Origin of the sequence: Burkholderia sp. WP9, assembly GCF_900104795.1 — a bacterium.
GTDB lineage: Bacteria > Pseudomonadota > Gammaproteobacteria > Burkholderiales > Burkholderiaceae > Paraburkholderia.
Window position 1 is genome coordinate 26,123 of the sequence record NZ_FNTG01000003.1, and the last position, 22,481, is coordinate 48,603.

Below are 22,481 nucleotides of genomic sequence, written 5' to 3' on the forward strand. Positions count from 1 at the left end.
CGAGTCCGACATCATGAAAACCGTCCGTCTTCTCACGCTTTTTCTCGCCTGCGCTGGTGCGGCCAGTGTCAGCGGATGCTTCAAGCCGCCGCGCAGCATGCCCGATCAGTCGGCGATAGGCTTCGACGGCCGCTCCGCGTTGCCACCCGATTGCGCGAGCCTTTCGCGCCCTTCGGTGTTGACGGATGCGGGCTGGCACCGCCCGAGCATGGAGTGGGGGTGTGCGACCTACACCAATCTCGCGGCGCAGGTCGCACATCCGCAGGACCTCGTCAAGCCACAGCCGCTCGGTCCAGCCGACGCTGCCGTCGCGGCGAGCGCGGTGCATCGCTACGAAACCGGCCATGTGATTCCGCTCGACACCGGCACGTCGCGCGATTCCAAGTGACGCAAGCAACACTCACGGAAGAACAGCATGAGCACGACTGACTTCAATCTCACCAAGGGCAACACCGCCACCCGGGTCGCGGATTTCATTGCGTTCGTCAACGATCGAAAGACCGAACAGGTGCTCAGGAGCTTCGTGCTCGATCAGGCCATGCCGCATACGCATGTCGCGATCGGCGGTGTCAGCGACGCGATTGCGTATCTGTCGAAGATTGAACGCTCGCCGCAATTCCTGCTGGTTGACCTGCACGACTCGGTGATGCCGCTCTCGGACCTCGGCCGGCTGGCGGAAGTGTGCGAGCCGTCGGTTCAGGTCGTGGCGCTCGGGGAGCGCAACGACGTCGGCCTGTTCCGCAGTCTGCTGAAGATCGGCGTACGCGACTATCTGGTCAAACCCCTCACGGTGGAACTGCTCAAGCGGACCGTGAACGTCACCGAGGGCAAGGTCAGCCCCGTAATGCTGGCCCGTGCCGGTAAGACGATCGCGTTCGCGGGAACGCGCGGCGGGGTCGGCACGACGACGGTCGCGCTCAACGTGGCCCGGCATCTAGCCGAGGACACGCACCGCCGGGTCGCCTATGTCGATCTGAACCTGTACGGCGGGGCGGCGAACAGCATGCTCGGCATCCAGAGCAACAACGGCCTGACTGACGTGCTGCAAAACGTGCACCGGCTGGATCCGCAATACGTGGAGCGCACGCTCGTGGCGAAAGGCGCGCGGCTCTTCATGCTATCCGCCGAACTCGCTTACGGGAGCGTCCAGCCTTTCGAGAGCGACGCGCTCGGACGCGTGCTCGAGCTGCTGTGCGACAGCTTCCATTATGTGATTCTCGACGTCGACAAGATGACCGATCCCCTTGCGGGCGATGCGTTCGATTTTGCGGCGCGCGTCTATCTGATCGCCGACCGTTCAGTGCACTCGACTCGCGAGACGATCCGCCTGCTGCGCTTTATCGAGGACCGCGACAACAATCCGCCCACCTCGCTGCTGCTGAACAACCCGAACGCCGCGAGCGCCGGCAAGGTTCAGGCGGCCGACTTTACGTCGGCCGTCGGACGTGCCGCATTGTATGAGATTCCGTTCGAAGCCAGGGCGATCTCGATTGCGGAGAACCTTGGCGAGGCGCCGATCGAAAAGGTGCCGCACGGCTTCAACCAGACCATCACGCGAATCGGCCATGACCTTACCGGTCAGCCCTCGGCGGCTGAACGCACCTTCTTCCAGAAACTCAAACTCAGGAGAAGCTGATGTTCGGGCAAAAACAGACACGCACGTCCGCCACGACAGACGATTCTGCAGCCGCGGAAACCGTCGCCGTGATCGAAGCGACGGCGGCACCCGCCGTGGTTGCTGTCCACGCGCCGGGCGGCAATGAGACGCTGGTCAGGTCGGAGCTGTTCAAGACGATCCGGACCGGCGTTTTCAGCTTGATGAACGCCTCCGCCGCAGTCGGCAGGACGCGCGAGCAGATGAAGCCCGGTGTCGAACAGCTCGTGCTGGAAATTGCCGAGCGCGAGCATCTGAACATCACGATTTCCGAGCAGGGGCAGATCGTCGGTGAACTGCTGAACGACATGTTCGGTCTGGGGCCGATCGAACCATTGCTCGCCGATGAAACCATTACTGACGTGCTCGTCAACGGACCGGATCAGGTCTACGTCGAACGCCACGGCCGGCTCGAACTCACGCCCTACAAGTTTCGCGACAACACGCACGTGGTCAACGTGGCACAGCGGATCGCGGCAGGGGTCGGACGGCGCGTCGACGAAAGCAGCCCGATGGTCGACGCGCGTCTGGCAGACGGCAGCCGGGTCAACGTCGTGCTTCCGCCGCTCGCGATCCATGGTGCGACCATCTCGATCCGTAAGTTTTCGAAGCGCAACATCACGCTTCACCGGATGGCGCAGCAGGGCAACATGTCGCAGCAAATGGCGAACCTGCTCAAGCTTGCGAGCACCTGCCGGCTCAATATCATTGTTTCAGGCGGCACGGGCTCCGGCAAGACGACGCTGCTCAACGCGCTGTCGCATTTCATCGGGCTCGGTGAGCGCACCATCACCATCGAGGATGCGGCCGAACTGCAGCTCGTGCAGCCGCACGTCGTGAGCCTCGAGACGCGGCCGGAGAATGCCGAAGGGCTCGGCGGTGTCGCACAGCGCGATCTTGTGCGTAACGCGCTGCGGATGCGGCCCGACCGGATCATCCTCGGTGAAACGCGCGGCCCGGAAGCCTTCGACGTTTTGCAGGCGATGAACACGGGCCACGATGGCTCAATGACCACGATCCATGCGAACACGCCGCGCGACGGTATCACGCGCCTCGAGAGCATGGTGATGATGGCGAACGGCAATCTGCCGCTTCTGTCCATACGCCGGCAGATCGCGAGCGCAGTGCACCTGATCGTGCAGATCGAGCGGATGCGTGACGGCATGCGCCGCGTGACGCGGATCACCGAACTTGTCGGCATGGAAGGCGACGTCATCATTACCCAGGACCTGTTCACGTTTCGCTACGACGCGACTGCCTATAGCGAAGAGGTCAAGGGCGTTTACGAATCGGCGCTGGTGCGGCCGGCGTTCTCCGCGCGCGCGGCGTATTACGGGCTCGAGGACGCGTTGCTGGAGGCGATGAAGCCATGAGCCGGGTCGACCTCCTGACGGTTTGCGCTTTCATCCTTGTACTCATGCTCGGCGTGATGTGGCTGACCGCGCAGGACATGCGCAAAAAGCAGCCGCACGCGAGGATCAAGGCGCGCATGGAGGCGACGTTCTCCGCACATAGCGTCCGAACCAGGGATGTCAAGGCATACGACACGGACCTGTTCACGGTCAGCAAAAGAGAAAACGTGTTCAGCCACTGGTACGGTCCGAAGGCGGCACGCCTTCGGACCGTTGCCGGGAAGAACGGCATTCGCGTCGTGTTTGCGGCAGGTGTGGCTGGCGAACTGGTCGCCCTGCTGATGACGCAATTCATGCCGCTACCCGTCTTTGCCAGGCCGCTGCTTGTTCTCGGGTTACCTGCGTTCGCGGTAGTCCGCTCGTATGGTTTTCTGGTCCAGCGCTTTCGCCGGCGCTTTCTCGATGGTTTTCCGGACGTGATCGATCTGATCGTGCGCGCGGTGCGGGCGGGCGTCCCAGTGACGCAGGTCATCGGTACCGTGTCGAGCGAGTGCGCCGAGCCGATAGGTCACGAGTTCAAATTGATGAGCGATTCGCTCCAGATGGGTCTCGATCTGGAAGAAGTGCTGGCGGTCGCGGTCAGGCGCATCGAAATCGCAGACTTCTCGTTCTTCTGCGTCTGTTTGCTGCTGCAGCGTGAAACGGGCGGCCAGCTCGGCGAGACGCTCGAGGGTCTGGCTACGATCGTCCGGACCCGGCGCGAGATCCGCCAGAAAACGAAGGCGCTAACCGGCGAAGCCCGCATCACGACCAAGATCATGGCTTGCATTCCGGCGGTCATCATGCTGGCCATGTATGCCCTGAATCGAAATTATCTCTTTATTCTGTTCAAAACGCAGCCAGGACAGAAACTCCTGACCTTCGGCGCGATCTCCATGATGTTCGGGCTGCTGCTGATCGGCAAGATGTCCAAACTGGATACGTCACGATGAGCCAGGCCAACGTCGAAACATTGATCAACCTGCTCATGCTGCTCGCGCTGTTCGCCGCGCTTGCGATCTGGTGGGCGACAAAGCACGGCGGCAGGCGTGGAAAGATCGCCGAGCGCGCCCGGCAGGCCGCGATCACCCAGCGCGTGGACGGTACGGCAATTGAGGAAATTGAGAACGGGAGCGCGTTTCGTCATCGCCTCGTGCGCCGCCTGACAATCATCGGCGACCGCCTTCCGCTTTTCGATGCGAAATACCGCCTGAAGCTGCAGAAGGAAATGCTGCAGAGCGGCTATCGCAGTCGGGCCGCCGTATCGATCATGCTCGCGGTCAAATTCGCGGTCGGCCTGATCTGTGCCGCGCTGACGGTCATGCTGGGCTCGCACATTCCGGTCATTGGCGCGTATCCGGCCATTCGCGGCGCGATGATGCTCTTCGTGTTCATCACCGGGATGATCATCCCCGAATACATCATGGCGTTTCGTGCATCGCGACGTCGCAAGGCGATGGCGGGGTGCCTGCCCGACGCGCTCGACCTGCTCGTGATCTGCACGAACGCCGGCAACAGTCTCGGCGTGAGCATCCGGCGCGTCGCCGACGAACTCGAGACAATCTGTCCGCCGCTCGCAAGCGAATTTGCGCTGACCGCCGACGAGCTGAAACTTTCCGGCGACAGCACGCGCGCGCTGCACGGGTTAGCCGAGCGCATCAACCTGCCGTCGATCCGCGCGCTGATTTCCACGCTGACCCAATCCATGCGTTACGGCACGCCAATCACGCAGGCACTGCGCACGCTGTCGCGTACGGAGCGCCTCGCGCACATTGTGTCGCTGGAAGAGAAGGCCGCCAAGCTCGCGCCGAAGATGGTCGTGCCGATGATGCTGTTCATTCTTCCCGCAGTCGTCGCGATCGCGGCTGGCCCGGCCGTTATTCAACTGATGGACGCGCTCTCCAAACAATGAAAAACGCTCACCTCACCGTCGCCCGACATACACTCTCCGCGCGGGGAGCAAAGCTCCTGCGCATTGCCCGGCACACTGGGCTGGTTGCCTGCGGCGTATCACTGCTGACGGCAACCGCTGCCTGTACCACGACGACCCAGCGTGTCTTCGAGACGCGGCCCGTCACGCGGAACTCGACGCCGAGCAGCATGAGCGAGCTTCGCATCGCGGATACCGCACTCGACTCGGGCAACCTCGAACTGGCGACAACGCTGTACGACAAGATCGTGAAGGCCGATCCGCGTTCGGTCGAGGGCTTGACCGGGCTCGGCAATACACTTTACGCGGTGGGCGACTTCACGCGGGCCGGGGTCTACTACGACCACGCGAGCCAGATCGATCCGGCGGCGACCGCGCCGCTGATCGGCATGGCACGTGTCGCTATTCACCAGCGCCGCTTCGACGCCGCAATTGCCACCTATCAGCGCGTTCTTAAGATGACACCCGACGATCCGATGGCGTTGGCTGGCCTCGGTGCAGCGTTCGACCTCACAGGCGATCACCTGGGCGCGCAGGCCGTGCTGCGGGACGCATTGAACAAAAACCCTGGCGATCCGATGCTGAGCGTGAATCTCGGATTGTCGCTGATTTTGAGCGGTAATCCGCGCGAAGGCGCCAACGTGCTGCTCGACGTGACGCGTTATCCGGCGGCGCCCTCGCAGGCCCGGCAGGACCTCGCGCTGGCTTATGGCATGCTCGGCAACACGGAGGCGGCCGCGGAAATCCTGAGTCAGGATTTGCCGAAGGCGTCGGTGCAGGACAACTTGCGCTTCTACGCGATTCAGCGCGCGAGGCTCTCGTCGCAATCCGGCAAGACCGGCGCGTTGGCGGTGCCGAACGCGGCGGTGCAGACATCGGCATTGCCATGAAGGGCCCGGCCTGGTGGCGCTCTCGTCGCATGCTGCGCTCGTTACGCTGGCCGGGTGCGTGGGCAGACGATCGCGGAAGCTCAGCCATCGAGTTCGCGGTTCTATCGCCGTTCGTGTTTTTCTTCGTGCTCGGCACCGTCGAGCTCGCACTGGACATGATCGTCGACGCGTCCGTGCAGATCGCAGCCGAAAACGCATCACGTATGGGCCTGACCACGACCGCGCCAGCCACGGGGACGCGCGCGAGTCAGGCGCAGGCCATCGTGATGGCCACTCTGGGACTCTGGAAGAACATCGGCGCCACGGTGAGCATCACCACACTCGACTACGGGAGCTACAACAACGTCGGGACGCCCAACTATCAAACCGGTCTGGGCGGCTTGGGCGATGTCGTGTCCTATCAGATCGTCGTCAGCCTGCCGAAGGGCTTCACCGGCTTGCCGAAATATTTTGGTGTGCCCATGCCGATGGTGTTCCAACGCATCTATCTCGTGCAGAACGAAAAATGAAACGCACGTCAAACACCCCGCCGCCCCGCGCCCATCGCTCTTTGTCCGCACGCTTGCGCGTGGGCTTGCGCCTGCTGCTGCGCTCGGATCGCGGCGTCGTAGCCTTCGAGTTCGTGTTCATCGTGCCGCTGATGCTGCTGGTCATGCTTGGCTTCAGCGAGATCTACCTGTATATGCGGACCGTGAGCCTGGTTGAACACACGGCTTTCACGCTGGCTGACTCGCTGGGACAGATGCAACAGGTCATCAACGATCCGTCCACTAGTGCGTCGAACAATCTGGGTTCGATCTGGAACGCGGCGACGTTGATTGCCTCGCCTGCTGCGCTGAAGGCGAATGGAGGGGTGATTGTTACGTCGATCTGCGATTCAGGGAGCGGCTGTGCTCCCGTGACCAATCCGACGATGGCGTCCGGCACGCCGATGCAGCTATGGCAGCAGGCTGCGCCGTGGACCTTATCCGGGATGAAGTCGCGGGAAACCACCGGCAATCTGCTGCCGGCCACATGGCCGTTTCGTAACGGCGATTCAGCCATTGTGGTCGAGGTGTTCTATAACTACACGCCGTTTTCCATGACCCTGCCATTCTGGACAAAAGCGCCTGGCATGCAGACCATCTACGAACGCGTCTATGTGCGTCCGCGCGTGGCCGCGCCGTTCAAACTGGCGGCGGCATCATGATGCGCCGTGTCATTTCACCGCGGCGCGCCTCGCGATCTGGCGTTTACCAGGTGCCCGAACAGCCACGAACCGTCTCGTCCCTGCTCAAGGGTGACGAAGGCGCGATTACCGTCATGTTTGCGCTGTGCGCGACGCTGATGGTCGGCTCGATGTGCACGGCGATCGATACTATTCACTATGAGATCACGCAAACGCGCGTGCAGATGGCGCTCGATGTCGCCTCGCTGTCGTCGGGTGTCGATCTCACGCATACCGGCCTGTCCGTCTCACAATGGCAGGCCGATGCGCGCGCCTACTACAACGCGAACATGCCGTCCGGCTATATGGAATTCAGCATGCCGGACGCGCAGTTTTCGGCGACGCTCAGCGGCACGCCTTCCACTGGACAGACCATCAAGCTTTCCGCGACGGGTTCCGCACCGCTTCTTGCTCCGATCATCTTCGGCACGGCCTCGGCGGGCAGCGGTTCAGGCTCCGGTTCAGGTTCGGGCTCGGGCCCGTCGGGCGATTACGTGACCATCGCGGCCAGCAACACCGTGCTACGCCAGCCAAACAGCCTGCTCGAACTGGCGCTGATACTCGACAACACCGGCTCGATGGCGGACAACGCCAGCACCGACAAAACCCAAGGTACTAAGATCGCGGGCCTGCGCACGGCCGCTGCCAATCTGGTGAGCAGCGTGCTGGGCGTGGCGAATAACCAGTCCTATGTCGGGCTGGTGCCGTTCACGACCATGGTGAACGTGAACGGCGCGCTGCTTTCCAGCGGAAGCTGGTTGTCGCCGACTTTCAGCTATAACCCGACCGGTGTGTCGATGGCCGTGAAGTCGGGCGTGACCGGATCGGGCTGGGGTGGCTGCCCGGTCGAGCCGCGCGAGAACAAGACGAACAACATGTATCCGCTGGCCTATGCGCCAGCCAGTAATCCAGGCTTCACGCCCTTTTACTACAACGTGCCGAAAACGGGCTTCACCGTCAGCACCGTCAACAGCTTGAGCGCCACCGTAGGTTCCGGCAAAAACGCCACCAAGGGTTGCGTTGCATCGAATGTGACGAAGGTCGCCGGCGTTCCATTGAGCATCCAGACCAACGGTTCGACCACGGCCTGCAGTGTGGGTACCGGCTCGGGGGTCGCCGCCGCCTGGGCCCAGCCCACCACGACCAAACCCAGCTATTACGTGTACGACCAGAACGGCAACATCAACGGATCGGGTAGTCCGTGCACGATTGCGCCGGTCAAATTCCTTACTCAATCGGCGACTACGCTGACCACCGCAATCAACAACATGCAGGCGGCAGGCTCGACGCTGATTCCGACGGGTCTGCTGTGGGGCTGGCGGATGTTGTCGTCGAGCTGGTCGAACGCCGTGTCGGGCGGCAATGGTTGGGTCTCCACGAATAACAACCTGCCGCTTCCCGAGACGACCCAGGGCTTGCAGCGCGTGGCAATCGTGCTGACCGACGGCGAGAACGATCCGGGCTCGGCTAACGGCATCATGCCGATGCCCTCGTTCAACGGTCTGACCGGGGTGGGAAACAGTGCTTTGCAAGCGCCCACCGTGACGCGCCCGACGGACGGCAGCTCGCTCTCCAATGGCTCGGCCGCATCGGTGAGCGACGTCAACGCGTTCCAGCTCGCTGTCTGCACGGCAATGAAAAACGACGGCATCATCATCTACGCGATCACGTTCGGCACGTATGGCACCGACGCGACCAGTGTCGCTGCCCAGGCCATGATGCAAAGTTGCGCGTCACCGGGGAACTACTATCACGCGCCGACCAACGCGACGCTGAACGCGATCTTCCAGCAGATCGCGAGCAGCCTCGGTGTGCTTCGATTGACCCAGTGAGGGAGGAAGGCAGTGCGTCGATCGGCACCGGGGTTTTGCGTGAGAAAGAATCAGGACGTCGACACGTGCAACGAAGACGTCTTTTGCGACTCCTTGATGGCATTGACAGATGCATCGTTAAGGCGCAGATGCTTTACCAGCAACCAGTTGATCGCGACCCCGAAATCGGAGCTACCTGGTCGGGGCTGGCGCGCGTGCCCGCATGGATTGCAGGCGTTGATGACCGCACGCCGTTCCTGATTAACGGTGCCGGATAGAAGCGAGGCGTAATGGACAAAGGAAAACTCCCGTTTGCGCTCGCGCATCGCCTGCGCTTTATTGACTTCCTGTTAGCCGGGTACGACACGATCGACCGCAGCGCGATCTGCTCTTTCTTTGTGCTGTCGATGCCGCAAGCGTCGCACAACTTCGCGACGTATCAACAGATTGGGCCTCATGACATGAAATACGACAAAACGTCGAAAACGTACCGGCGCAAGTTTGAATTTGAGAGGGTTTTCCCATAATGCGCTGGTTCAGCGTGACGGAAAAGACGCCGCGAGCCACAGCAGGGCATAGCTTTTCGCACTATGTCGTCGTGTGGATCGTGTGCGATAACGGCGTCGAATTCTGGCAGGCCGATAAATACGATACGGCGAGCGGGACATGGGTCAAGAACCACGGCGAGGGTCGGCGCGTCACGCATTGGACCGAAGGCCCGAAACGTCCGCGCGAATACGGGGAGACTTATGTCATGATGGATGGCGGCCTCGCGATACGCTGCACCATCTGCCACAAGACCTCGTATAACCGGAATGATGTCCTTGATCGCTATTGCGGAAACTGCCAAACGTTCCATGGGCGGTAAGCGCATGCTGCTGCGTGTGAGCGCGCCGCACTTCGTGGCGGCTGCGTTGCATGAGAAGCGCGACGGCGAATGGAAGTGCATCGCCGCCGCGCCGATTATTGCCTATCAGTTGGCGTCCGAGGTGGCATGCTTTGCCCCACATGGGAGAGGACGTATTCCGCTTTGGACTGACGATCGACGGACCCGGTGAGCAGATGCTCAGCCAGTCGCGCGGCGCACGAGATGTCGGCGACCTGTCCTTCAGTGACGATCAGTCTCAACGGCCGCCCCTTCGAATCCACCGCCAGATGCAGTCTGGTGCTCAGTCCGCCTCGGGAACGTCCGAGCGCTTGCGGCCCGCTTTTTTAAGGCCCCGGCCGAATGCTGGTGCGCTCGCACGACCGTCGAATCGATGAGGACGTGCTCGATTTCCGTCTCGCCTGCCAAAGCATTCGCCACCCGCGGCCACACACCCTTGCTTCGCCAGCGCGAGAAACGGATCTATGCCTTATGCCACCGGCCGAATTGCGCGGGCAGATCGCGCCATGGGCTGCCGATGCGGGCAATCCAGGCAACGCCTAGAGGAACCAGCGATTGTCGGAGGCCGTTCGGCCTCGGTCACCTTCCTTGCCCGGCAGGATAGCTTGGACTTTGTTCCATACTTCGTCGATCAGAAGCGTTCGTACCATCCTGTCTCGCAGCGCAAAAGACAGGATGTAGACACATTTCTTTAAATGTGAACAGAGCCTGGGACTGCCGCCCCAGACAGGTTGTTAGAGTGTTTCTGCCACGGATGCTCTGGTTCTCCGTGACAGACTCTCCTCGAAAAGAACCGAACTGATCCGTTGACGCAGAGACTTCGAAAGCCAGATCACGCCAAATGCGAGCACCAAACCTGAAAAGACGTCTGCAAGGTAGTGCCCTCCTTGCGTGGGCGTGGAAGCGATCATCGCAAGGTTGAGCAAGCATGCAATGATGGAAATAATTCGCACATGACGAAGCGAGTAGGCAAACAGAACGGCGAGGGCTGTATGCAATGACGGCATGGACACCAGACCCTGCGCCGATCTCAGATCGAAAGCGCGCAAAGTGCCGCTTCTCAATAGAGCAAAGTCGGATACGCTGGATGCAGTGTTCGGATCGGTAACGTTGAAATGAACAAAGGCGCTTGCCGCAGGAAATGGTGTTGAAATAAGGAGCGCAAAAATGGTTGCCGATATAAAGAGCAGTGCAAATTCTGACAACTCCTCGCGGCGCCTCGTTAACGCAAGAACTACGGGCGTCCCAATTAATTGCCACCATCCGCTAGCGTAAGCCCATGCAAGCACGCGTTGAACGGCAGGATGGGAATGCACCCACTCGTAGACAGACGGCCATCTGAAGCCAAGCGCGAGATCGAACCGAACAAGCGAATTGTCGATGAGCGGGGCATTCGTAGTCACGCAAAGATAAGACAGGAGCGAACCCGCCCACGTGAAACATGAAAGCATCGTAAGCCACGCGAGTAAGTCCGATATTTCAGCATAGCGTAGCCGCCTCGTTATTTTCCGATAGCGCGGGATGTTTGCGACCAATCCTAGCGCCACTGCGATGCCTATAAAAATCCCGGCAATTTTCGCGGGATCACGTAGATGTTCGCCATTTATTGAATAGGATTCCACACGAAACCACGCGATATCGACCAGAATGATCGCCAACACGGCGGCCCATCCAGTTATGTATCGCAGCCAATAATTTCTGTGCATATCGCGGTCGCGGAGAAACGTATCTTGGCCATGATCCATGCGCTATTTGCTCCTCGCAATTGTCGTGTTTTTTTCAGAACAGTTACCCGGCCGTACTTTTCTTTGCTTTCAGATAAGAACCGGCGGCAGGAGACGGAATAGCTGCGCTTCGAGTATTTAACGGCGGGTAGCCAGGAAACTTTACGGTCACCGTCACGCCCGTCGTCGCCAGCCGGAACATCACGCAAAAGCCGAGAGACATTTGAGTAATCGCTTTCGCACGGGGGAAATGCCTGCGACGCGCCAGATAGGCTGCTTTCTGAGAGAAGTCGTCGTTTGAATGTCCAAACAATTGGGTAAGCCAGCGGCGGCTTAGGCCGGTTAGCGACGGTGCTTTCCTACTGAACCCGGCAGCCAGGATACATAGCCAAATAGGCGGCAGCCACAATTACTACAACATCGGATCTCGACGTTATCGGCTTGCGGCTTAGAAATAACCAATTGAAATGTACTAATCTTGGCTACGGGATCCGGCAGATGGCGATTTAGAGCAAGTGCTTAACCCGGTTTCCGTTCCGCTGCACCTCAAACCCCATCTTCGGCTCGCTGAGCTTGAAACGTGAGCGCTGCGTCAGATCGACAACGCGAATACTGTACTGCTGCATCAGCTCTCGAATCCTGGCGAACGCCTGCTCGCTCTTGTGCGCGAAAGCTTCGTCCACTTTTCGCTGGATTGCGTCGCGCTCCGCGATGAGTTCCTCATAAGTTTGGGTTGGCATTATCTTCCCCACGTTACTCTGATGGTCAGCAGGTATGAACCTACGGACGGTCACCTCGCACGTTTCTGCTTTTATTAATTGCCGTTTTTATGGGTGGCCTTCCACGCCTGGAACGCCTTGTCGCGTTTCAGGTGCTGCACGAGTACGTGCTCGATGATGAAGTCGAACGACACCTCGGCACCGTTCATATCCTGATAGGCCTGCTGGTAGGCGAGCAAGTCGGCGTGCACGTCCTGCGACAGGTTGACCGGCAGCTTCGTTTTCTCAGGCTCACGTTTGACGATCGGCAGCAGCAGGCGCGCGGACAATTTGCGGGTGTTTTTTTCAGACATGGTTGTTCAAGTCCTCAGTGTTTGCGACGGATCGCCTTGATGACATGCAGCGGCCAGAGCCACACGCAATAAAGCCGCACATCGATTCGACTGTGCCAGTTGAGTCCCGCGAACAGCTCGGCGGGCACGGCCTTGGCGAACGAACAGGCGAGCAGGCCGATCACGACATACCCGCCGAACGACAGGATGGTGTTGTTCGTTACTTCGAAGCCCACCCGACGCATGAGGTAGCTCGCGAGACACATGACCCCGATCAGGACGCCGGCGTTGATCGCGCGCACGCGTACGGCCTTCTGTCTCGTCATGTTGAGGTCGCGTTGCCTGAGCTGGTATTGCTCCTGTTGATGGGCGACGCGCTGGACGTGCGCGAGAACAGGTTCGCCCTTCCTGCGGCCCCATAGATAGGGCGCGACCTTCCGGTATACGGCCGTCGCAGCGATCGCGGCCGCGACGATCCAGAAGCTATTGATGAACAGGGTATGAATCGAATGGTTCATGGCTTCTTTCCTTCTCGCGCGGCGTTTTGCTTCTTGAAAAGCGGGTCGTAAAGCAGCTCGACAACGTCCCAATCCTTCATGTAGATGATGAGGTCGAGCGTCGCGTGAATCGTGCGCAGAATCATGTCGTAGTCGAGCATCCGGCCGACCTCGGACGATTTCACCAGGTCCGCGATCCGGCTCGGCGTCTCGGCCGCGCTATTGGAGTGCGTCGAGAAGATGCCGCCGGGGTGGCCGGTGTTCGCGCTCTTGATGTAGTCCCACGCGGCATCGTCGCGCAGCTCGGTCAGGAAAACGCGATCGGGCGACAGGCGCATGGTGGTTTTCAGGCACTCCCGCGCTGACAGACGCCCCTCCTGTTCGCCGTATACGAGGTAGCCAATCTCGTCGTGATCGTCGGAGCCAACCTCGTGCGTGTCCTCCAGAATCAGCACCCGTTCGCGACGCGGTACGTACTTCAACAGCGTCCGAGTGAACGTGGATTTGCCTGAACCGGTCGCGCCGGCGACGGCTACATTCAGCTTTCCGGTAATGGCCGCCTTGAGGAAACCCGTAATGTCGCCCCTGTCGCGCAGGGCAGTCATTTCCTCTTCGAACGGTGTGAGCTTCAGGGAGTCCGCAAATGTACGGATCTGTAGTTTCCTGAAGCGCCCTTCCGCATCAAGCTCTTCGAGCGTCTTGTCTACGGCCAGATGCTTCCGGATCGCAATCAGCACTGTTCCTTCGAGAACGGCCGGCGGCCAGCATAGGACGCCGCGCGAACCGTCCGGCAACAACACATCGTTGACCGGTTGGCGCGGCAAGCCGTTCGCGCTGAGTAACGTGTTGGTGAGCTTTTCGAGATACGACCTGGTGAGAAACGGCGCGTCGATAAGGACCCGGCCCTTGGTGGTGGCGCACACGAGCTGCCCGAAGCGGTTCACGCGCAGTTCGAAGACATTCGGGTCGTTCATGTACTCATTGAGTGGCCCCAACGTAGAGAGCAACGAACGGTTGTCGAAATACTTGAGATTTGCAGGAGCGTTCATTGTTGAGGCTCATCCATAGAGAGCGTGTACACGTCACTGAAATCAAGGTCACGGCGAACGTAGATCATCACGCGGTCGCCCTGCTGGTCGTACAACGTCGGCGGAATGTCGATCGTTGCGCGCAGCGCCTCGGCCGCAAGCTGGTTGCTGGTATTCGATGTGTTGTCCAGGCTGATATTCGTGTTGCCGCCGCTGGAATTGCCCCGGTTCGCCGCGAGCTGCACGAGGGCCTGGCCCACGTCTGAGAACACCGAAATGAACATGGCACCGCCAAACCGGGTCCAGAAATGGGTATCGACCTGGCCGGGGATACCGGAGCTGCCAAGGGAGTTCGTCCCGGAGCTGTCGATGTTGACGATGGCGTTGTCCGGATTGCGTACGCGAGTCCACAACACAAACACGCGGTTCTGGCCCATCTTGATGCCGCTGGAGATTTCGCCGTCGACGTGTGCGCCCTTGTCGATCAATTTCACCTTGCCATCGGCCGAATAAACATCACTGCTGACCTGACACGACACCATACCGGGCTGCGTGGTGTCCAGCTCGGTTTTCGTGCCGCACGGGATCATTACGCCGCTCGGCACCGTGAGGTTCGGATGCGCGAGCATGGTCGCCTTGACGGCCTGCGGCCGTGCGGCCGTCGTGGTCCGGTCGAGTGTTTCACTGCTCTGGCTGACGCGCTGGATTGGCAAGCCGCCCGACGACGCAGGGGGCGTTGCGCCAGCGTCGGTGCCGGCGCCCTGGGCATTGCCTGAGCCGCCCTGGCTTCGGCCCAACCGCCGCAGGTTCGCCAGCTCCTCCGGTGAGGCCTGTTGCTGGCCTGGTGCAGCGCTGTTCGTGCCGGTAGCCGGCGCGCTGGCTGGGTCCGGTGAGCTGGTCGGTACGGCACTGGCCGGTGTCTCGGTGAAGTGCCGTTGAGGTAGCACGCCGGAAAACGTCTGGTCGCGCTTCGCGCCAGTCTGGTCCCCATCGGGTGGCTTCGGGTGCAGTGCGTGCCACGCGAGAAAACCAATCAGTGCGAGAGCCAGCACGACCATCAGCAGAAGAAAGGCCGCAAGGCCTGGAACCGACCTCCTGGGGCCGGCCACGAACGGCTGCCGGCCGTCCGGTACGGATTCTGGCGTATCGATACGGTCGGTCATTGGTTATCTCCATTGTCCTGCTTGAGCGCCCGCCGGACGTAGGGCGAAACCGTACCTCCCGGGTTCGCGCCGAGCGCGGGATTGAAGTTCTGGTTGCGGACGCCGATTACCTTGTTGCCCGACCGGATGCGCCATTCCCTGACGACCAGCTCGGCGACGATGATGTTGTGATTCGGCCCTTCGATATGCACGTTAGGAACGGTTTCCTTACCGCTCGCGCTGATGTAGGTGATCGTCGGCAACTCGGCGTTAGGCAGGAACTTGAAAGATGTGAACCGGTAGTTATCCCACGCGTTGACCGGAGCGATATCGTTCATCGCCGGATCGTAGGACCGGTCGTAGCTCATGTTCACCAGGCCCTGGTCGGAAGCTGTCGAGAGTGCATCCTTGACGCGCTGCGCGTTCGTCTTCGCGAGCGCCACACGTCGATCGTCGTCCGGGTAGTTGTAGTTCAGCGCGATCGTGGCCGAACGCATCGCCCATGGCGTTTTGATGAAGCTGTCGGCCGTGTTGCCGGCGCTGCCATCGTTGGCTTTCTTCGAGCCAATGAAGTGCAGCAGCAAGTGATACACGTGGCGATCGGTAACCAGCACGAGGTTCGTGTCACTGTTGGCCTGTGTCGGCTGCACGAAGATATGGTTGCCGTTCTGGGAAAGCGCCCACGCGGCCTGGTCGCCGAAGGCGTGGGTAACGTACCGCTCGCCGGGCGCTACAGTAATCGTCAACGCAAGGCCAATCACGCAATTGACTTCAACGGTATCGATCGGGTTATAGGTGACCGATTTGATGCGACGGTCGTAGGGTGAATCTTTCTTCGGGCCGATGGCCCATGCGTGCTGCATGCCCGTGAACGCGAGCGCGGCGAGCAGGGGAATCATGGCAAGGCGCATGGTCAATTCTCCGTAGCCTCGGCGTTCGGCCGGAAGGCCAACACCTGCAACCCAAACGGGTTGATGAATCGTTGCTTCGCGGTCATGGGCCTGGCCGCATACTTGTACGCAACCGTCGCGATCCAGTATTTCGTCGGTTCATCGCCCGGGCGGGCGCGATACTTCCTGGTTGTGCTGTAACGCACCGTTGCGATGCCATGATCGCGATCGAGAATGACCGACGAAACGTTCACCCGGGTCATTTCGGTATCACCCAGCTTTTTGTCGGGCGCGTCCGCGCCATTCCAGAGCTTCTGATACCTGTCGGCAACCTCGCCCGTCGCAGTGAGGTTAATAAAGTCATAGTCGGCCTGCGACGAATAGAACTCATAGCCTTCGTGATGGATGACAAACCGAACGATCCAGTAGCTATCGACAACCTCGCCGTAAGACGTGGTTTCGCCAGGCATCAGCGACACCTGCTGGACCGCACCGGTCTTCGGGTCCATGACGAGCATGTGTTCCGGAATCGGCTGGCTGTAGCGCCAGATAACGAAACCGGCCAGCGCGAGCGACAGGAACCCGAAGCCGATGGCCGAAGCGCTCACTTGCCACGCGCGCCTGCGTGAGGTCAGGACTTCATCGAGCAGATCGACTTCGAGGCCTTGACGCTCTTCCTTGTACTTCTCAATGTCGTTTGCGGTGATCGGCGTCGCGCCCGATTTCCCCGACTTTCCAAGGGCCAGATTCATCATCGTGCGGTTCCTCCTGCACTTTTCGACATCAGCGACTGCGGGGTGACGCGGCCCTGCAGCTCGTCGGGAATGGTCTTGTTGACTGGAACAAGCCTGGTCATGTCAGGTTCGGGCGGGGGCGTGACGTGAGCGCATCCGGCCAGTGAAGCCAACGCCAGCAGACCGATAGCAATGTGGCGAGTGTTCATGGATTCATCCCTTGGACGGGTTTCAGGAGTTGCTCTGCGAGCCTTGGGAGCCGCGCGCGGAAACATTACTCGCGCTGCCTTCGCTGCTCGATGACGATGAGCTACCGCTGCCGCCCCATGACGACGAGCTGCCGCCGTATGACCCACTGCCCTGGGAACCGCGGGCGTAGGAGTAGGCGCCGCTGCCACCGCTGGAGGGGCCGGACGATCCGCTGGAGGAACCCGACCCGCTTTCGGTACGGCCAACGCTGCCGCCTCCGCCGCCCTTTCCACCGCCGTTGCCAGCCGGAGACGGGGCCTGCCGTATGTGCTGGGCGAGTTTGGTGCTGACGCCGTTGGTCCAGCGCGCGGCGAGGTCGGGCAGGGACTTCAAGAGCACAACGGCCATGACGGTGATGATGCCGGCGGTGATAATTGCCATCAGCGCGCCTGAGTTCGGATTGGGATTCGCCGCTGCTGAAATAGCGTTGTCGAAGAAGTGCATGAAAATGCCGAAGCTCATAGCCGTCATGGCAATGAGAAGGATGTAGTTAAGGACTGAGCCAAGCCAGTTTCCGAAGAAGCTAACAAGCGGCGGGACTATCAAGAGCAGAATGAAAAACGGCCCAAAACATACGGTGATTGCCAGCAGGAACTTCGCAAGCAGGATCGAAATAGCCCCAATGCCGCAAATCAGTAGCGTGGAAATGATTACGACAATGCCAAGTACCAGCGCGACCAACCCGCGTTCGGACGTGATGCCGGCTTGGTCGAACAATGTTCGCATGACTGTAAGACTGTGGTCCATCGCCGAATCGATCATGCTCGCTATGGCGCTTGAGCTGCCGCTCGCTGTAGAGCCATTCAACAACAGCACCGACCCTAACTCGTCCGGCAAGTGCATGGCAGTGCTCGCCAAAGTCGTTGCGTACAGGCCGCCCGCGCCGGCGATAGCTACGATGGCGAAATACTTGATGAACTTCTCCACGAGCTGCGATAGAGGCTCGCCGGTCGGCCGCAACATGATTGCAAGACCATCCACTGTGAGCATGATGACAAGACCGAGCGCAGCGAGCGGAGCCGCCCATCCGATAATTCTGCTCACGTTCGCGGCTACGATTTGCGTCGTTACCGCGTCCATGTAGGTGAATATTTGTGTTACGCCATCGTAGGCCATTGCCTTCCCCTACTTGTTGGTCAAGTTGGGCGCGTTGTTGGTCTCGCCGCCTTTCTTGTAATAGTCCTTGCCGTTGATATAGATGTCGGACTCGGCATTGGATGCGTTCATGCACTCGGGAGTCATCGCTTTCGCGGCGTCGTCCTTGCATTGAGCCACCATTGTTTTCCGTTCCGCGTCATGGTCGCGATACCAGCTCCGCGTGTGGCTTTCCTCCTTGTTGTTGCAGGCTGCGAGAACGAGAGTTACGAGAATGAGCAAAGATTTCTTCATGGTGGTGATCCTCAATTGCCGGTGAGATTCGGTGCGGTATTGGTTTCGCTGTCGTCGCCAAGCAGGTATCGCTTTTGGGCGATTGCCTGTTGCTGACGCAACAGGCGCTCTTGCGCCTGTTGACCCATCGCCATGAGCTGAAGCTTCGTTTGCTCGCCATGAATAGCGCCCTGTGCGGTCCCGATGCGGGCCTGCAAATCTTCGATCTGCTTTTGCGTCGTGGCCTGCCCGATCTGCTGCGTAAGCGACTGCATGTCGTTCAGCTCGCGCATCTGGTTGTCATAGGCCTGCTCGGTCATCGCGCGGTCATAGGCTCCCTTCTCGTGTAGCTTCTCGTCGATGAATTTGAGCGCGTCGCCGCGGCCCATGCCACGAATCTGATTGTCGAACTGAGACAGGATGGACGAGGCGGACCCGGACACGCTGGAGGTGCTGTTCATCGCGTCGGAATAGACCGCACTCCAGTTCTGCGGCAGGTTGTTGCGAAGGGTCGAAGTGCTTGTCGGTAGCATGCTGCTGTAGCTGCCGATAGTCCCACTCATCGCTTCATACTGCTGTCTCGCCTGGTCGAGCTGCGCCTTCATCTGCCCAATCTGTTGAAGGAAATTTGCGGCACGTTGGGCGAGTGACGTTGGATCGGTGACAACGATCTGCGCGTGCGCGCCGGCGCACGAGGTGGCCAGCGCGATTGCCATTGCGGTTTGTTTCCAGAGCTTCACGGTGGTTCTCCTAGTAACGGCGCGATTTCTTACCGACGACAGCCGCGTAGTAACGCGGCAACCACACGTCCGGATCATCGGAGCCAAGGTCGCGAATGAGCTTTTCGAGCCGATCCGCGTTGTCCGGCGTGCCGGACAGAATGCTGAGCTCTTCGTCCATGCCGTCGAGCTTCATCACGGCAACGCCGGATTGGCCGCTCTGCTTGATGAGGAATTGGCGGCTGTGTTCGGGAATGGACTTGACCGCGTCGTACTCAGCCGGCGCGAGCTTCAGGCCTGCGGAACCGGTGTAATCTTCCGGGTCCGCATCGCGGTTTTCGAGCAGGAGCAACGTCACCATCTGCTGGATAACGGTCTTGCCGATGCTGCTCGAAATGGCGTCGTTCGGCTCCTGCGTCGAGAACACGTAGATGCAGTCTTTCTTGCGGTCGTTCTTGATGCCCCGCTTGATTTCGCGGACCATGATGGGGTCATCGAGATACTGTGCAAATTCATCGAATACCTGGATGAATCGACGCTTGCCGTCGATAGTCGAACGCACGCGGAAGTTGAGGTACATCAGCATTGGCGTGCGGGTGACAGGCGCAACCTCGTCTTTCGCGACGAGGAATTCCGTAAGGTCGAATGCGTTGATATCGCGCGTGTTGAAGTCGAGCGTGTCGGCTTCGTTATCGAACAGCCATCCGTAATCGCCGTTGCGCGTCCACGGCCTGAGCATGGCTGCCAATGTCATGCGCGCACCTGGGCCGCGATAGGGATCGGGCAAATGCTCCACCACAGCGGTGATGGACCGGTCGGCAAGCGGAATGAGCGTCTGTTCGCCCCGGTGAGCCTCCGGATCATCGATGGGCGGCCCCATGACGGCATCAATGGCCGCCGACAGGTCGTCTACTTCGTGCTGCTCAAGTGGCTCGCCGTTCAGGGTGGTCTCGGCAAGCACGCGCAACAGACGCTTCACGAATGCGATGTAGATGCGCGTGGGGTCGAGCTGGAGAGGTTGCCATCCAGTCGGCGCGCCGTCCTTAAGCACCGTGTAACGCCCGTGGAGTGCCTTGACAAGCGGATACATGCCGCGATCGCGATCGTAGATCGCCATGCGGGGATCAATGGAACGCTCGGTCGCGAAGGTCAACAGGAGGTCCAGGAGCGTCGTCTTGCCAGAGCCGATACGCCCGAATATGCCCGTCACGCCTGGCGGTCGCTTGCCGAACGAACGCTCCTTCTTCGGCGTCGAGTGGAAACTGAAAAAAGCCGGCGTACCGCTGACGGCGCGAAACAGGGCAATCGCCCTGCCCCACGGGTTATCAGTGGCCTTGCCGGAAAGGAAGTTGTGAAACGACGAGAAGCAGAAGAAATTCCAGCTATTGACCGGCACCGGGCGCGGCATGAACGCCGTGTTGCCAGGCAGGCGGCTGTAATACGCTGCCTCCGATGCCATGCCGACCGCGCCCGCTGCAACGCCGCACTGATTGAGCATGACCTTGGCCTGACGTGCCAGTGCCTGAGCCCTTTCGGCCGTGTCGCCGACCACATGCATGGTCGCATAGTGAAAGCCCATCACGAACCGGCCGGAAACAAGATCGTCGCGCGCATCCGTAATCTGACTGATCTGCGAATGGCTTGGATCGCCGGTTTCGATCAGCGACAGTTGCTGGTTGCGTAGAAAGATGCGGCCGGCCGCCTTGGACATGCAGAAAAACACCTGCGTGAGAACGAATTCGAACGGGGCCTCCATCAGCAGGTTAAGCTGCCCCGGCTCCGTCTCTTCCTCGTACTCGCGAATCTCGACGGCGGCCGTGAAAAGGTTGCGGTCGATGGTCCGGATCTGGATCACGTCGCCGAACAGCGAACTGACCGGGCGATTCGTCATCAGGTAATCACGGATGCGTCCCCGGCACACCGGCACCGGGGACCATTCGCCGTTCGCGAGGAACCCAAGCCATTCCAGCGCACGCGAGAACACATGGCGCTGCGTCGCCGGCACCGGCTTCGGTGCTGCACCGTCATCGTCGGCCGGCAGGTTGGCGAGAAGGTCGCCTTCGATATCGTCGTCCAGCTCGTCGGCGTCGTCGGTCGTGTCGTCCTGTTCCTCGATCAGGTTGCCTTTCTTGTCGCGGTAATACAGGCCCATCGGTTCGATACCATACGAGCGCATCGCACCGGTTAGCTGGGTCGCGATATCTTCGAGCGCGGCGATTGCCTGCTTTTGCCTCCCGTCCAGTTGCTCGCGCGAGGGCCGGTCGAACCGCGCGAGAAATTTTTGCGTGAGGTCGCCGACAGGGTTATAAACGACCGTCAGATACAGGTCGTTCGTCATCAGCGGCGTTTTCTCGAAGCTCTTGCGATATTTCGCGTCCAGCTCGCGCGCAAAGCGGGTCTTGAAGCTAGCGGCCGGATAGCTCTCGGTTTTGTGGTGATGCAGATGCGTCCAGAACTTCACGTGTTCGTTGCCGATCTGCTTTGCGACGTGGTTGAGGTCGAGAACCCACGACCTGAGCGTTTCATCGTGGGCGCTCTGGTGCGTGCGGCCGGGGACGCGAAACACGATCAGATATTCCGCGCCGATCGTGCTGATAATGGTTTCGGTGAGGTGCTGCGAATAGGGAATGTTCTTCACGAAGGAAGGCTCCTTCTTGAAGGTCTTGGTTTCGCTGATATTCCGGATAGCGAGCGCCATGCCATACCTCATCTCGAATGTCGTTAATCGACGGCGCGCTGTAATCGACCGGCGAGTAACTGGACCCTCCCCACAGCCGCGTGAAGGCGGATTCGTACATGTTGCGAACCTTCGTTTTCAGCCATAAACCGATAATGCGAAACATGCGGTCATCGTGTTTCGTGATGCCCCACTCGATAAGCCACAGCATGCCGAACACAAGCAGCGCCCACAGATGGATCACCATGAACAGGGACGCCGAAAACATGAAGGTCAGGACGAACACGTTGCGGGGCACCAGCAACCATGTCGCTACGCGCGTCGCCCCCTTGAAGAGTGGGAATTTCTTAGCCATCAGACGAGGCCGAAGAAACCCACGATCGCCGACGCGGAGCCGATGATGATGAGGCCGAGCACCGGGTTGACCACCTGATGGACCTTGATCAGATGGAAGAAGATGCCGGCACCGATTGCGACGATGCCGAGAATGCACGCGGCGGGAATCCAGAGCATCACCCACGAGTGCATCGAGTTCAACGAGGACGCGCCAGTGTCAACGGCAAAGGATTGACTCGCCGCGACCAGTGCGAAGGCGCCCACGACGATTTGTGCAGCTTGAACGCGCTTTTTCAT

26 protein-coding genes and 1 pseudogene are annotated in these 22,481 nt (G+C 60.2%); 11 read left to right on the plus strand and 16 right to left on the minus strand.

Features of this window, described 5'->3' with window-relative positions; translation table 11 throughout:
* The first annotated feature begins 13 nt into the window (after positions 1-13).
* The 11 genes from BLW71_RS37370 to BLW71_RS37425 all read left to right on the plus strand — a co-directional run bounded on the left by BLW71_RS37370 (position 14) and on the right by BLW71_RS37425 (position 9,751).
* Complete coding sequence (locus BLW71_RS37370; RefSeq protein ID WP_091809384.1) at positions 14-388, plus strand: CpaD family pilus assembly lipoprotein; 375 nt, start codon at positions 14-16, stop codon at positions 386-388.
* A gap of 27 nt (positions 389-415) precedes the next feature.
* Complete coding sequence (locus tag BLW71_RS37375) at positions 416-1,636, plus strand: CpaE/TadZ family protein (RefSeq protein ID WP_091809387.1); 1,221 nt, start codon at positions 416-418, stop codon at positions 1,634-1,636.
* Positions 1,636-3,027, plus strand: a complete 1,392-nt coding sequence (locus BLW71_RS37380; protein ID WP_091809390.1) for a TadA family conjugal transfer-associated ATPase — start codon at positions 1,636-1,638, stop codon at positions 3,025-3,027. Before BLW71_RS37375 ends, BLW71_RS37380 begins: the two co-directional genes overlap by 1 nt.
* Positions 3,024-3,998, plus strand: a complete 975-nt coding sequence (locus BLW71_RS37385; protein WP_091809393.1) for a type II secretion system F family protein — start codon at positions 3,024-3,026, stop codon at positions 3,996-3,998. The genes BLW71_RS37380 and BLW71_RS37385 overlap by 4 nt, the downstream gene beginning before the upstream one ends.
* Positions 3,995-4,957, plus strand: coding sequence for a type II secretion system F family protein (locus BLW71_RS37390; RefSeq protein WP_091809396.1), 963 nt, complete (start codon positions 3,995-3,997; stop codon positions 4,955-4,957). Before BLW71_RS37385 ends, BLW71_RS37390 begins: the two co-directional genes overlap by 4 nt.
* Before the next feature lie 188 nt (positions 4,958-5,145).
* Positions 5,146-5,865, plus strand: coding sequence for a tetratricopeptide repeat protein (locus BLW71_RS37395; RefSeq protein WP_286162242.1), 720 nt, complete (start codon positions 5,146-5,148; stop codon positions 5,863-5,865).
* A gap of 29 nt (positions 5,866-5,894) precedes the next feature.
* The gene (locus BLW71_RS37400) at positions 5,895-6,374 is read left to right on the plus strand and encodes a TadE/TadG family type IV pilus assembly protein (protein ID WP_091809400.1); all 480 of its coding nucleotides are present in this window, start codon (positions 5,895-5,897) and stop codon (positions 6,372-6,374) included.
* A complete protein-coding gene (locus BLW71_RS37405; RefSeq protein WP_286162243.1) occupies positions 6,371-7,054 on the plus strand; it encodes a TadE/TadG family type IV pilus assembly protein in 684 nt (227 codons plus the stop codon). The genes BLW71_RS37400 and BLW71_RS37405 overlap by 4 nt, the downstream gene beginning before the upstream one ends.
* Before the next feature lie 50 nt (positions 7,055-7,104).
* Positions 7,105-8,904 (plus strand): TadE/TadG family type IV pilus assembly protein, encoded by a 1,800-nt coding sequence (locus tag BLW71_RS37410; RefSeq protein WP_286162244.1) that lies wholly within the window; start codon positions 7,105-7,107, stop codon positions 8,902-8,904.
* Between the two features lie 269 nt (positions 8,905-9,173).
* A complete protein-coding gene (locus BLW71_RS37420; protein WP_091809404.1) occupies positions 9,174-9,410 on the plus strand; it encodes a BrxR family helix-turn-helix transcriptional regulator in 237 nt (78 codons plus the stop codon).
* Positions 9,410-9,751 carry a hypothetical protein gene (locus BLW71_RS37425; RefSeq protein ID WP_091809406.1) on the plus strand — a complete coding sequence of 114 codons (342 nt, stop codon included), beginning with the start codon at positions 9,410-9,412 and terminating at the stop codon, positions 9,749-9,751. The genes BLW71_RS37420 and BLW71_RS37425 overlap by 1 nt, the downstream gene beginning before the upstream one ends.
* 176 nt (positions 9,752-9,927) lie before the next feature.
* Here the strand turns inward: BLW71_RS37425 and BLW71_RS37430 are convergent.
* From BLW71_RS37430 to BLW71_RS37500, 16 genes and pseudogenes are all read right to left on the minus strand, one after another.
* Positions 9,928-10,419 (minus strand): annotated as a pseudogene (locus tag BLW71_RS37430) (IS5 family transposase); the annotation flags it as partial.
* Positions 10,420-10,503: 84 nt separating this feature from the next.
* Positions 10,504-11,514: a phosphatase PAP2 family protein gene (locus tag BLW71_RS37435; protein ID WP_091809409.1), complete on the minus strand. Its 1,011-nt coding sequence runs from the start codon at positions 11,512-11,514 to the stop codon at positions 10,504-10,506.
* 485 nt (positions 11,515-11,999) lie between these two features.
* A complete protein-coding gene (locus BLW71_RS37440) occupies positions 12,000-12,233 on the minus strand; it encodes a hypothetical protein (RefSeq protein ID WP_143048433.1) in 234 nt (77 codons plus the stop codon).
* 74 nt (positions 12,234-12,307) lie between these two features.
* A complete protein-coding gene (locus BLW71_RS37445) occupies positions 12,308-12,565 on the minus strand; it encodes a DUF2274 domain-containing protein (protein WP_091809413.1) in 258 nt (85 codons plus the stop codon).
* Between the two features lie 14 nt (positions 12,566-12,579).
* Positions 12,580-13,062: a hypothetical protein gene (locus BLW71_RS37450; protein ID WP_091809415.1), complete on the minus strand. Its 483-nt coding sequence runs from the start codon at positions 13,060-13,062 to the stop codon at positions 12,580-12,582.
* Positions 13,059-14,090 (minus strand): ATPase, T2SS/T4P/T4SS family, encoded by a 1,032-nt coding sequence (locus BLW71_RS37455; RefSeq protein WP_091809417.1) that lies wholly within the window; start codon positions 14,088-14,090, stop codon positions 13,059-13,061. Before BLW71_RS37455 ends, BLW71_RS37450 begins: the two co-directional genes overlap by 4 nt.
* Complete coding sequence (gene virB10, locus BLW71_RS37460; RefSeq protein ID WP_091809419.1) at positions 14,087-15,232, minus strand: type IV secretion system protein VirB10; 1,146 nt, start codon at positions 15,230-15,232, stop codon at positions 14,087-14,089. Before virB10 ends, BLW71_RS37455 begins: the two co-directional genes overlap by 4 nt.
* Positions 15,229-16,122: a TrbG/VirB9 family P-type conjugative transfer protein gene (locus tag BLW71_RS37465; protein ID WP_177205210.1), complete on the minus strand. Its 894-nt coding sequence runs from the start codon at positions 16,120-16,122 to the stop codon at positions 15,229-15,231. Before BLW71_RS37465 ends, virB10 begins: the two co-directional genes overlap by 4 nt.
* A gap of 2 nt (positions 16,123-16,124) precedes the next feature.
* Positions 16,125-16,856: a VirB8 family type IV secretion system protein gene (locus tag BLW71_RS37470; RefSeq protein WP_218157155.1), complete on the minus strand. Its 732-nt coding sequence runs from the start codon at positions 16,854-16,856 to the stop codon at positions 16,125-16,127.
* Positions 16,853-17,044 carry a hypothetical protein gene (locus BLW71_RS41300; RefSeq protein WP_143048434.1) on the minus strand — a complete coding sequence of 64 codons (192 nt, stop codon included), beginning with the start codon at positions 17,042-17,044 and terminating at the stop codon, positions 16,853-16,855. Before BLW71_RS41300 ends, BLW71_RS37470 begins: the two co-directional genes overlap by 4 nt.
* A 22-nt stretch (positions 17,045-17,066) precedes the next feature.
* The gene (locus BLW71_RS37475; RefSeq protein WP_091809421.1) at positions 17,067-18,200 is read right to left on the minus strand and encodes a TrbL/VirB6 family protein; all 1,134 of its coding nucleotides are present in this window, start codon (positions 18,198-18,200) and stop codon (positions 17,067-17,069) included.
* A 9-nt stretch (positions 18,201-18,209) separates the two neighbouring features.
* Entirely contained in the window at positions 18,210-18,473 is a 264-nt protein-coding gene (locus BLW71_RS37480) for an EexN family lipoprotein (protein ID WP_091809423.1), read from the minus strand.
* An 11-nt stretch (positions 18,474-18,484) separates the two neighbouring features.
* Positions 18,485-19,192, minus strand: coding sequence for a TrbJ/VirB5 family protein (locus tag BLW71_RS37485; protein WP_091809425.1), 708 nt, complete (start codon positions 19,190-19,192; stop codon positions 18,485-18,487).
* A gap of 10 nt (positions 19,193-19,202) precedes the next feature.
* A complete protein-coding gene (locus BLW71_RS37490) occupies positions 19,203-21,809 on the minus strand; it encodes a VirB4 family type IV secretion/conjugal transfer ATPase (RefSeq protein ID WP_286162245.1) in 2,607 nt (868 codons plus the stop codon).
* Complete coding sequence (locus tag BLW71_RS42550) at positions 21,694-22,203, minus strand: VirB3 family type IV secretion system protein (RefSeq protein ID WP_286162246.1); 510 nt, start codon at positions 22,201-22,203, stop codon at positions 21,694-21,696. Before BLW71_RS42550 ends, BLW71_RS37490 begins: the two co-directional genes overlap by 116 nt.
* Positions 22,203-22,481 (minus strand): TrbC/VirB2 family protein, encoded by a 279-nt coding sequence (locus tag BLW71_RS37500; RefSeq protein ID WP_091809429.1) that lies wholly within the window; start codon positions 22,479-22,481, stop codon positions 22,203-22,205. The genes BLW71_RS42550 and BLW71_RS37500 overlap by 1 nt, the downstream gene beginning before the upstream one ends.